General features: G+C 66.4%; 10 protein-coding genes and 1 pseudogene. 6 read left to right on the top strand and 5 right to left on the bottom strand.

Features of this window, described 5'->3' with window-relative positions; translation table 11 throughout:
• Window positions 1-6: 6 nt before the first annotated feature.
• Genes hfsF through hfsH form a run of 3 tightly spaced genes read left to right on the top strand, consistent with a single transcriptional unit; the run spans window position 7 to window position 3,148 of the window.
• On the top strand, window positions 7-1,449 hold the full coding sequence (hfsF, locus tag ACT53N_RS03850; protein WP_476062634.1) for a polysaccharide biosynthesis protein HfsF: 1,443 nt from the start codon (window positions 7-9) through the stop codon (window positions 1,447-1,449).
• The gene (gene hfsG, locus ACT53N_RS03855) at window positions 1,446-2,375 is read left to right on the top strand and encodes a polysaccharide biosynthesis protein HfsG (protein WP_476062635.1); all 930 of its coding nucleotides are present in this window, start codon (window positions 1,446-1,448) and stop codon (window positions 2,373-2,375) included. The genes hfsF and hfsG overlap by 4 nt, the downstream gene beginning before the upstream one ends.
• On the top strand, window positions 2,375-3,148 hold the full coding sequence (gene hfsH, locus ACT53N_RS03860) for an oligosaccharide deacetylase HfsH (RefSeq protein WP_476062636.1): 774 nt from the start codon (window positions 2,375-2,377) through the stop codon (window positions 3,146-3,148). The genes hfsG and hfsH overlap by 1 nt, the downstream gene beginning before the upstream one ends.
• Here hfsH and ACT53N_RS03865 read toward each other — a convergent pair.
• The 3 genes and pseudogenes from ACT53N_RS03865 to ACT53N_RS03875 all read right to left on the bottom strand — a co-directional run bounded on the left by ACT53N_RS03865 (window position 3,145) and on the right by ACT53N_RS03875 (window position 6,691).
• Entirely contained in the window at window positions 3,145-4,413 is a 1,269-nt protein-coding gene (locus ACT53N_RS03865) for an O-antigen ligase family protein (protein ID WP_476062637.1), read from the bottom strand. The two genes, hfsH and ACT53N_RS03865, sit on opposite strands and share 4 nt — an antisense overlap.
• Window positions 4,410-5,111: a P-loop NTPase family protein gene (locus ACT53N_RS03870; RefSeq protein WP_476062638.1), complete on the bottom strand. Its 702-nt coding sequence runs from the start codon at window positions 5,109-5,111 to the stop codon at window positions 4,410-4,412. The genes ACT53N_RS03865 and ACT53N_RS03870 overlap by 4 nt, the downstream gene beginning before the upstream one ends.
• Window positions 5,112-5,159: 48 nt before the next feature.
• Window positions 5,160-6,691 (bottom strand): annotated as a pseudogene (locus tag ACT53N_RS03875) (Wzz/FepE/Etk N-terminal domain-containing protein).
• An 84-nt stretch (window positions 6,692-6,775) separates the two neighbouring features.
• Here ACT53N_RS03875 and ACT53N_RS03880 point away from each other — a divergent pair.
• Window positions 6,776-7,516 carry a polysaccharide biosynthesis/export family protein gene (locus tag ACT53N_RS03880; protein ID WP_476062639.1) on the top strand — a complete coding sequence of 247 codons (741 nt, stop codon included), beginning with the start codon at window positions 6,776-6,778 and terminating at the stop codon, window positions 7,514-7,516.
• A gap of 42 nt (window positions 7,517-7,558) precedes the next feature.
• Here the strand turns inward: ACT53N_RS03880 and ACT53N_RS03885 are convergent, their stop codons facing one another.
• Together ACT53N_RS03885 and ACT53N_RS03890 are read right to left on the bottom strand one after the other, a co-directional pair.
• Window positions 7,559-7,837, bottom strand: coding sequence for an SEL1-like repeat protein (locus ACT53N_RS03885; protein ID WP_310216596.1), 279 nt, complete (start codon window positions 7,835-7,837; stop codon window positions 7,559-7,561).
• 172 nt (window positions 7,838-8,009) lie between these two features.
• Window positions 8,010-8,735 carry a glutathione S-transferase N-terminal domain-containing protein gene (locus tag ACT53N_RS03890; RefSeq protein WP_476062640.1) on the bottom strand — a complete coding sequence of 242 codons (726 nt, stop codon included), beginning with the start codon at window positions 8,733-8,735 and terminating at the stop codon, window positions 8,010-8,012.
• Between the two features lie 196 nt (window positions 8,736-8,931).
• Between ACT53N_RS03890 and ACT53N_RS03895 the strand changes: the two genes are divergently transcribed.
• Window positions 8,932-9,435, top strand: coding sequence for an RcnB family protein (locus ACT53N_RS03895; RefSeq protein ID WP_476062641.1), 504 nt, complete (start codon window positions 8,932-8,934; stop codon window positions 9,433-9,435).
• Between the two features lie 190 nt (window positions 9,436-9,625).
• Window positions 9,626-9,985, top strand: coding sequence for a hypothetical protein (locus ACT53N_RS03900; RefSeq protein ID WP_476062642.1), 360 nt, complete (start codon window positions 9,626-9,628; stop codon window positions 9,983-9,985).
• The last annotated feature ends 74 nt before the right edge of the window (window positions 9,986-10,059 follow it).

Raw genomic sequence — 10,059 nt, forward strand, 5'->3', positions numbered from 1 at the left:
CCGCGCATGTTCTGGCGCGGCGTCCTCGGCTATCTGCCGGTCAATATCGTTCAAGGCGTGGTGGGCCTGCTCACCATCGTCCTTTTCACGCGTCTGTTGGATCCGGCCCAGTATGGCGTCTACGCCCTGGCGTTCTCGGCCTTCAGCCTGGTGCAGACCGGTCTGCTGACCTGGACCGAGGCGGCGATGGCGCGGTTCCTGGCCACTCGCGCCGAGGACGGGCGGACGGCGGATCACTTCGCCACTCTCTACCGGCTTTGGCTGGGGGCGGCGCTGATCGTCCCCTTGATCGGCGGCGCAGTGCTGGCCTTCGCGCCGCTGAACGCGCCCCTGCGGATCGCGCTTGCGGCCGGCTTCGCCGCCGTGCTGGTCAACAGCCTGGTTAAACTGGCCCAAGAGCGTCGCCGCGCGGCGGGCGAGGTCGCGGGCGCAGCGCTGCTCTCGATCGTTCAGACGGCTGGCGGCTTCGCGCTGGGCCTGGGACTGGCGCTGGCGGGCCTGGGCGGCGCAGCGCCCTTGCTTGGGATCAGCGTGGTGTCGCTGCTTTGCGTCGCTGCAGTTCTTCCCCGCGAGCTGCAGTTCATGACCGGCGGCCGCTTCGACAAGGCGCTGGCGCAAACCTACTTCGCCTATGGAACGCCGGTGGCGCTGTCGTTGATCCTGGCCCTCGTGCTGGCCAGCACCGACCGCCTGTTGCTGGCGGCCTTCCTCGACGAAGCGACGGTAGGCGTCTACCACGCCGGCTATTCACTCGGCAGCCGCACCCTGGACGTGTTGTTCATCTGGCTGGGCATGGCCGGCGGTCCGGCCCTGATCCAGGCGCTGGAGCGCGGCGGGCAGCCGGCCCTGGAAGATGCGGCACGCGAGCAGGCTGGTGTCATTGTGCTGCTCACCCTGCCCGCCGCCGTGGGCCTTGCGCTGGTCGCTAGGCCGCTGGCGGACATGATGGTTGGCGAGGCCATGCGCGCTCAGGCCAGCCATGTGACGCCGTGGATCGCCGCCAGCGGCTGGCTGTCGGGCGTGACCACCTACTACCTGCTCCAGGCCTTCACCCTGGCGCGACGGACATCGTTGCTGATCGTCAGCATGAGCGCGCCGGCCCTAGCTAACGTCGTCCTGAACCTCGTCCTGATCCCGCGCCTGGGACTGAACGGCGCGCTGATCGCCACGACGGTCAGCTACGGCGTCGGCGCGATAGCGGCCTGGGCGCTGGGTCGCCGCGCTTGTCCCCTGCCGATCCCGTGGGACGTGCTGGCCAAGGCCGCTGGCGCCAGCCTCGCGATGGCGGCGTGCGTCGCCATTCTCCCCGCCCCGGGCGGCCTGCTTGAGCTCATCCTGAAGGCCAGCGTCGGCGCGGCTGTGTACGGCGCCCTTGTGTTTGGCCTCGACGTCGCCGGCCTTCGCGGCAAGCTCACCGTCCTCCTTCGTCGAAAGGCGCAAGCCACATGAACGCGCCCGTCAACGAGCTGCGGCTCGAGAACGCCGCCTGGGCGGCGGCCAAGCCGCGCCTGTCGGTCCTGATCCCGACCTTCCGCGACGACCCCAGCGCACTCCTCAAGGCCCTCGACCAGACCACTGCTGCGGCCGAGATCGTGGTTCTGGATGACGGCGGCGGCGATGACGCTCTGGCCGAGCGGATCGCTCGCCGGATCGACAAGATGCGCACCCCGGCCCGCTTCGTGCGCCTATCGCGCAACGAGGGCCGCGCTAAGGGCCGCAATCGGCTGGCCTCTCACGCGCGCGGCGACCATCTTCTTTTCCTCGACAGCGACATGCTGCCCGACACACCTGACTTCCTGGATCGATGGTCGGCTGTCGCCGAGACCGGTGCAGCCGTGGCGTTCGGCGGCTTCACGCTGGATCAGACGCCCCTACGTCCCGAGCACGCGCTGCACCGAGCCATGGCGCTGAAGAGCGACTGCACACCCGCGCCCGAACGCGCCAAGGCGCCGGAGAAGCACGTCTTCACCTCCAACCTGCTGGTCCGCAGAGACGTCTTCGAGAGCGTCGGCTTCGACGAAGGGTTCTCCGGTTGGGGCTGGGAAGATGTCGAGTGGGCGATGCGCGTCGCACGCCAGCATCCGATCCTGCACATCGACAACACCGCCACCCACCTGGGCCTGGATGCCGCTCCGGTGATGGCCGCCAAGTACGAGCAGTCCGCCGCCAATTTCGCGCGAGTCGTGGTCAGCCATCGCGATGTCGTCAGCGCTTATCCCAGCTACAAGGTCGCCAAGCTGTTGAAGGCGGTTCCGCTCAGCACCGTATGGCGGCCGCTGCTAAAACAGCTGGCGCTGGCCGAAGCCGCGCCCGTCGCTCTCCGCGCCTTGGCCATGCGGCTCTACCGCGCGGCGCTCTACAGCGAGGCCGTCTGATGCCGGTGGAATTCGAGAAGGTCGACGCCTACGAGCCGGACCGCACGCTGAAGGGCAAGCTGCGTCGACGCCTGATCCGACTGGCTCACCGCCGTCCGGCAAAGGTGTCTCTGGAGCGGCCGATGGTGTCGTTCAGCTTCGACGACGCCCCCGCGACCGCCTGCGAGGCCGGCGCCAGGGTTCTGGAGGCGCGGGGCTTGCGGGGCACCTACTACTTCGCCGCCGGCCTGGCGGGTCGGGATGGGCCCATGGGCCGGTTCGCGAACGGCGAGGATGCGCGCCGCCTGCATGAGGCTGGACACGAAATCGCCTGCCACACCTACTCCCACCTCGACTGCGGCCAGTCCAGCCGTACGGCGACCCTGGAGGATGTCGATCGCAACGCCGAGAGCCTGGCGGCCTGGGGCGCAGGCGAGCCGGTCAGCTTCGCCTATCCCTATGGTGATGTGGCGGCTGCGGCCAAGACCGCGCTGAGCGGTCGGTTCAAGACGCTTCGCGCGCTGCATCATGGCCTGATCACGAACGGGGCCGACCTCAACCAGACGCCCGCTGTCGGCATCGAGGGCGAGGATGGCGAGGCGGTCGCGAACGCCTGGCTGGACAAGGCCAAGGACCGCAAGGCGTGGCTGATCCTCTATACTCATGACGTCGCAGAACAGCCGTCGCAGTGGGGATGCACGACAGACGCCTTGGAGCGGCTGATCGACCGCGCCCGCGCTGACGGTTTCGACGTCGTGACGGTGGCCGAGGGCGCTAGACGGATCGGGCTCTAGAACTCGTCCTGAGCACTATCCGAGAAGGCCAGCTTGGCGGCCAGCGAGACAAACAGCACCCATCGGAAGTCGTTGTAGACCACCGCAATGCTCTCGGTGAGGCTGACCAGGGTGAACACCACCAGGAACGGGAACGCCAGCATCGCGCCGCGCTCGCGATAGACCGCGACCAACGCCAGCGACATCGTCTGCAGATAGAACAGCCCCCAGGCGATCAGCCCGAAAAGTCCTATGCCGATCCACTGCTCCAGCCAGGAGTTATGCGCGTGTTGGGGGACAAACTTGGCGTCATTGACGATCCAGGCCAGCGGGCCCCAGCCGGACTTGTCCCCCCAGACGGCGGCGTAGCCGTAGCCTTGCCAGGGCCGTTGCTCGATCTGGCGCATGGCGGCGGTCCAGATTTCCGTACGGCCCGTCAGTGTGGCGTCCTTGCCAAGGATCTCGAACAACACATCCGAGGCCAGCAGCACGAACATGACCAGCAACAATGCTCCGGTGACGCCAGCCCAGGTCGCGGCGGCGCCGAAGGCGGGTCCACGCTGGACGATCCACACGAACCCCAGCGCCGTCATGCCCAGCAGCAGCGAAGCCAGCGCGGTCTTGGATTGCGAGAGCAGCACCAGCCCGATGGCCAACCCCACGAACACCACGAACAGCTTGGCGCGATCGGGATTGAGCAAGGCCGCCGCGCCAAGCAGACACGCGCCGAACGCCATCAGGCCGCCAAGCGAGTTCTTTTCCATCCAAAGGCCGCGCCAAGCGCCGGGAAAGAGCTCGGTCATCACGCCGATCGATGGCATGGCGAGGCTCACGGCGTAGCTCGCCACAATCAGGAGGCAGAAGACGATCCCGTACAAGCGCGCTAGCTCTGCCCAGCGGAACCTGGAGGCCAGGGCCAGGCCCGACAGGGTGGTGCAGCCGACCGCAAAGCCGCGCCGGATCGAGACGTCAGGCTGGATTGACCAGTAGATGGAGGCGGCGACCACGCCCATCAGGATGATCAGGAAGGGTTGACGGACGCTCACCCGAACCATGTTCCAGGGTCGGCCCATGATCAGCAGGAACGCCAGGCCATAGGCGGGCAGGAAAGCCACGCGCAGGAGGCCCGAAGCGGACTCATCGGCCTTCTCGCCAAACAGCGGCAACTGCCAGCCGGCGCTGAAGATCAGCAGCATGACGATCGCCGCCGCCAGGGTCAGGAGCGATGGCGTCGCCGCGTGAGGCCGATCTGCGCTCCAGCCCATCGACGTCGGCGCGTAGGTCACGGCAGAATCGCCTTCAGGAAAGCCGGGGGCTGCAGCGACACCTTGTTGAAGAACAGGCCCGCACACCGTCCGCCCGCCGCCGTGATCGCGTCACGCAGCAACGCGGGCTGGCGGACATCGGGCTGATCTGCGGAGACGACGAGAATGGTCTGATCCATGTGCCGCGCGATCGCCGGGCCCGACTGTGAGCGATCCACGGACGGACAATCCACGACGATCACCTCGGCGTGCTGGCGGAGGGCGCGCCAGTAGTCCGCCGCCGGGATCACATGCGCCTGCTGTCGCCCTCGCAGGGCCTCACGGTTGAAACGGGCCACCCAAAGCCGTGGACCGCCCACGCTATGACCTATCAAGTACTTGGCGTCCGGCCACACTCCGCCCTCCGGGCGCGGCGCCGGCGGCTGGACGGTGAAGAAGACCGATCCGTCCGGCGAGGCCGCAACCGGCGGGCCCAGCGGTCCATAGCGTTGAGGATCCGCCGCCAGGGCGTGAAACTGGGTCGGGTCGTTGAGATCCAGATCGACCAGCCAGGTCTTGCGCCCAGCGCGACGGGCGGCGAAGCGGGCGAACTCACGAGCGACGGTGGAGGTCCCCTCCCCGCGCCGCGCCGCTACGAACTGAACGACGTGCGGACGGCCAGCAGGGGGCGCGCCCAGCGCGCTCCACAACTCCGTCATCTCGACGTTCAAATCCACCATCTACCGAATCGCTACGCGGCCAGGACTTCGCAAGGTGCGACATTAACCCTAGGAGCGAAAGGCGACGAAAGCGCTCACCGCTTGACGGCCGCCGTCGCCAACACGGGCATGCCCAGCGTGCGCGAGGCCGAAGCCGGGGTCTGCAGGCCCGGACGCAGGAACATCCGCACCAGACCGGCGCACAGGGCGGTGAAGCCGGCAAACATGATCGCCAAGGCCAGTACCGGCTTCTTAAGGCTCTTACCCGTCGACGGGGCCACGGCGCGTTGAACGATGCGGATATTGTCGCTGCTTTCAGCCGACATCTGCCGCTGGGCCTCGTCCTGCTGCTCCTTGACGGTGAAGTCGCGGACATTCGAGGAGAGCACGTCGCGGTCGCGCGACAGTTCGTTGAACTGCGGTTCCAGTTGCGCCAGGCGCAGCAGGCGCGAATTCACATCGGTCACCTGCTGGGCGTAAGCCGCTTGAGACTGCTGCAGGGCCGCCACCTCGGCCCGCAGATCGTTGCGGGTGGTCGCCAAGGTCTGCCAGATCGGATTAGGTCCGCTGCGGCGCGCCCCCTCGCCGGCGGTGCGACCAGCGGCCAGTCCGGCCTCCAGTTGCGCGATCTGGGCGTTGATGTCGATCACCGGCTGGGCGTTGGGCGTGTAGCGCGACAGCAAGCCCTCGCGATCCAACTTGAGCTGGGCCAGCTTGGTCGAGGCCGACATGTCGATGTCACGATAGAGGATCGTCTCCGCCGGCGTCCGCGCCAGTTCGGCTTCGACCGTCGCAAGACGGCCCATGCGGTCCTGGAGCTGGGCGTCCACCGAGTACTTCTGCTGCTCGACCTGCGCCTGGAGCTGGGTCAGCGCGGTCTTCTGGGCTGTGAAATCGCCGATATCGTTCGTCATCAGGAACGATTGATAAGCCGCGTCGGCGTCAGACAGCTTCTGAGAGAAGATATCGCGCTGGCGTTGCAGCACGTTGCTGTCGCCGCCGATCAACAGCGTACGACGATAGATCAGATACTCTTCCAGAAGCGTGTTGAGCACCTTTTCCGCCATCTCGGGGTCCTGGTGCTGGTAGGCAAGGCGAATGATCGAGTTATCCGGCGCGGTCTCGATCTTGAGGCTCTTGGCGATCGAGTCGCGGCCCTCAGCGATCAGCTTGCGCTTCTCCTCCGGCGTCGCCACGGCGTACTTGGTCGCCACCTTGGGAAAGATGTTCCCAAAGCCGATCTTGCGGATCACCCGCTCGCGCAGCTCGCCGCTGCCCAGGATCTCGGCTTCTGACTGGATGACCTCGTCGGTATTGGGCACAGCGCCTCGACCTGCATCGCCGGCGCGAGGCTCGTAGACATACTCCTGACCAAGCCGCACGAAGAGGCTGGACTGGGCCTCGTAGCTCTTCTTCAGAGTCATGGCGAAACCCACGCCGATGGCGGCGATCAGCAGGAACACCACGAGCATAAGAAATCGCTCGCGCCACAGCAGGGTGACAAAGTCGCTTGGAGCGTAGCGCGCTCGCGCACCACCGCCTCCCCCCGCCATGGGCGGCGGGGAGTCGTGCGGCACGCTGATCCAGGCGCTCGTCGACATGCGAATCCGGGCGATCTAACTTGGCTCCACCCTGGGGCTGGCGGTCTTAAGGGTTCGTTACCCATTCCTGTTAAGACTTGTCGCATGCAGAGCCGCACGCACCTCATGACGGCCTTGGCCGTGGTCCTGATGGCCGGCGGAACGACCGCCTGTGGGCACCTGGACGCCGAGCCGATCACGCCAGCGCCCCGCCCGACGGCGACGTTCTCGAACATCGGCTATGCGGACTGGAGCGATCAGGAGCCAGACTACCGCTTCTACCCCGGCGATGAGATCGAAATGACGGTGCCCTCGGCGCCCGAGCTCAACAAGAGCGCCACCGTACAGCCGGATGGCCGGATCACCGTGCCCCTTGTTCAGCCGGTGATGGCCGCCGACCGCACGATTAGCGAACTGCAGGCCTCGTTGAGCCAGGCCTATGCCGGCACCCTACTGCGACCGCAGGTGCAGATTTCCGTGAAGGCGACGGCGCCGCTGAAGGTGTTCGTCGGCGGCGAAGTCGGAAACCCCGGCGTGTACGACATGGCGGGTGATGGCGACGCCCTGCGCGCCATCATCCAGGCAGGCGGCTTCAAGACCAGCGCCAAGCGCAACCAGGTCGTGATCATTCGTCGCGGCCCCGACGGGCGGGCGATGATGCGGACGGCCGACCTGCTGAAGGGTCTGACCAGCCCCGGCGGCGCGGACCTTGTGCCCTTGCGCCGCTTCGACATCGTCTATGTGCCGCGCAGCGGCGCAGCAGAGACGGGCCTGTTCATGCAGCAGTACTTCCGCGACCTGCTGCCGGTCAGCTTCAGCTACGCGATCAACGGCAACATCCGCTAGGCGGCGGATGAGCGAAGGCGCAGCGAGCCCGGAGACCCGGGCTCAGCCGTGGGCCAGCCACTCGCGCGCTTGGCGCTGGGCTTCGGCGACCTCTTCGCTGGCCATCTCTTGCGAGAGTTCCTTGCGATAGACCTTCGCCTCGATCGACCCGCGCATGGCGGCGAGATTGAACAGCATGTGGGCCGACACGTAGTCGAGCGGCGCGCCGCCCTGACCGGTCGAGTACAACAGGCCCATCCGGAACAGCTCGTCGCCGGTGGACGCGGCGGTCGGCAGCGGCAGCGTGGAAACGACGGCCGGCGGTTCATTCATCAACATCATGGCACATCTCCTCTCTCAAGCTCGCCTCGCCCTTCTGGCGGATCAGAGCCTGAGAGAAGAAAAGTCCACAGCCACTGAACATATAGTTAAGCGGCCAAACATCATGAAAATAATGTCGAATATACTAGTTATTAGAGGTGATTACTGCGCGTAAAGGCCAGTATACAGCGCGTTAACGGGCGCGCTGGCCGAACAGGACTCTGCGAGCGTCTTCCGCAGCTTTTCCAGAGGCTTGCAGGCCGCCGGAGCGAAGTTCCGCACCCAGCTTGAAGCCCTTCTGGACAGCCTCGCGGGCGCCAACGCGCTCGAACCACGCCTTCAGATGCGGAAACTCCTCGAGAATGATGCCCTGATTTTTCCAGGGAACAACCCACGGCCAGATCATGAAGTCGGCGATGGACAATTGGCCGCAGACGAAATCACGGCCATCGAGACGCTTGTTGAGCACGCCGTACAGGCGATGGGTCTCATTGGTGTACCGGATGACGCCATAGGCGATCTGGCGCTGGTCAGAAATGATCGCGGGAGCGTACTGGCGGAAGTGGTGCGTCTGGCCAGCCATCGGCCCCAGCCCGCCCATCTGCCACATCACCCACTGGTCGATATCGACCCGCTCGCGCTCATTAGCGCCGTAGAACTGGCCGGACTTGCGCGCCAGATACTGCAGGATCGCGCCGGACTCGAAGATCGAGATCGGCTGGCCGTCCGGGCCGTCATGGTCGACGATCGCTGGCATGCGGTTGTTGGGGCTGATGGCCAGGAACTCCGGCTTGAACTGCTCGCCCACCCCGATGTTCACCGGAACCATCTCGTAGGGCAGGCCCATCTCCTCCAGCGCGATGGAGATCTTCCAGCCGTTGGGCGTGGGCCAATAGTGCAGTTCGATCGGACGGCTCATCGGCCTTCCCTCCCCTCGTCGTCGTTGCTGCTGAACATGGTCGCCGCAGCGCCGCGCGCCAAGAGGCCGATACGGTAAATCGCTGACAACGCCATTCAGGCTGGGTTCAGCCAGGGCCGCTCATCGTGCGTTCAAGGTCGAGGGAAGATTTTGGCGGCGCCTCCGGGTGTTCGCCCGACCACGAGGAGAAGACGAGATGAAGCGTCTGCTGCTGACGATCGCCGCCGCAGCTTCGGTGGCCGGCCCGATGGCGTTGACCGCCACCGACGCCGCCGCCCAGGACCGCGGCCGCTGGGAGCACAGCGACCGGGACCGTGATTGGGATCGCGGCCGCGATCATGATCGAGGCGGTTGGGATCGTGATCGCGGCGACCGTTGGAACCGCGGTGATCGCTGGGATCGTAGCGATCGCTGGGATCGCGGCCGTCATAACGGCTACTATTACAACAGCCGCTGGTACTATGGCCCGCCGCCCTCCGCCTACTACGGCCATCCCGGCTACCGACCGGGCTACAGCGCCTGGCGTCGCGGGGCCTATCTGCCGAGCTACTATCGCGGCCACGGCTATGTCGTGAACGACTACTACCGCTACAACCTGCGTTCGCCGCCGCGCGGCTACTATTGGTACCGCACCGGCAATGACTACGTGCTGGCGGCCATCGCGACTGGCTTGATCTTCGACGTCATCGCCAACCGCTAGACCTCAAAGCGCTTCCCGCGCCCTGACGGCGTCCTGGGCTCTGCCTGGGGCGCCGTTTTGCCGCCACAACGGCCTCGCCTTGGTCCCGCATGCGGCGCGATGGCCAGAATACGAAGTCATTTCGACCGTATTGCCCCGCCAGCGTAGGCCTTGCGTCACACATCGACGCTGCTGCAACACGGTCACGACCATGAACACCTTGCGCGCCACCACCACCACCCTGACTCTGGCCGCCCTCGCCTTCGCCGGCTCGGCGCTGGCCCAGACCTCTCCCCAAACCACAGCGCCCCAGACGATCTCGCCTCAGAGCGCGACGCCGCCGGCCGCAACGCCCCCCGCCTCGCCTGCGGATCCTGCCGCGCCCGCGCTACCCGATACGGCCGCTCCGGCGGATTCCGCAGCGACGCCCACTTCGACCACCGCGCCCGTCGCCGAGGACCAGGCCGCCGCGCCGTCCCCGGGCGAAATGACGGGCAAGAACGCCAAGAAGCACAAGAAGCCGGCCCGCGACACCGCCAGGACGTCGCCGGACGCCGCGCCGACGCCGTGACGTGACCCCCGTTTCTCATCCAGCGATAACGAGAGTCCTGGGTTGATTTGAGCCTTGGTGTTGGTGGGTGGCAA

It is taken from the genome of Caulobacter sp. DMC95, assembly GCF_056313785.1.

Coding starts and splice junctions, on each gene's coding strand:
- hfsF (WP_476062634.1), top strand. CDS start 7: ATGTTCTGGCGCGGCGTCCTCGGCTATCTGCCGGTCAATATCGTTCAA.
- hfsG (WP_476062635.1), top strand. CDS start 1,446: ATGAACGCGCCCGTCAACGAGCTGCGGCTCGAGAACGCCGCCTGGGCG.
- hfsH (WP_476062636.1), top strand. CDS start 2,375: ATGCCGGTGGAATTCGAGAAGGTCGACGCCTACGAGCCGGACCGCACG.
- ACT53N_RS03870 (WP_476062638.1), bottom strand. CDS start 5,111: ATGGTGGATTTGAACGTCGAGATGACGGAGTTGTGGAGCGCGCTGGGC.
- ACT53N_RS03880 (WP_476062639.1), top strand. CDS start 6,776: ATGCAGAGCCGCACGCACCTCATGACGGCCTTGGCCGTGGTCCTGATG.
- ACT53N_RS03885 (WP_310216596.1), bottom strand. CDS start 7,837: ATGATGTTGATGAATGAACCGCCGGCCGTCGTTTCCACGCTGCCGCTG.
- ACT53N_RS03890 (WP_476062640.1), bottom strand. CDS start 8,735: ATGAGCCGTCCGATCGAACTGCACTATTGGCCCACGCCCAACGGCTGG.
- ACT53N_RS03895 (WP_476062641.1), top strand. CDS start 8,932: ATGAAGCGTCTGCTGCTGACGATCGCCGCCGCAGCTTCGGTGGCCGGC.
- ACT53N_RS03900 (WP_476062642.1), top strand. CDS start 9,626: ATGAACACCTTGCGCGCCACCACCACCACCCTGACTCTGGCCGCCCTC.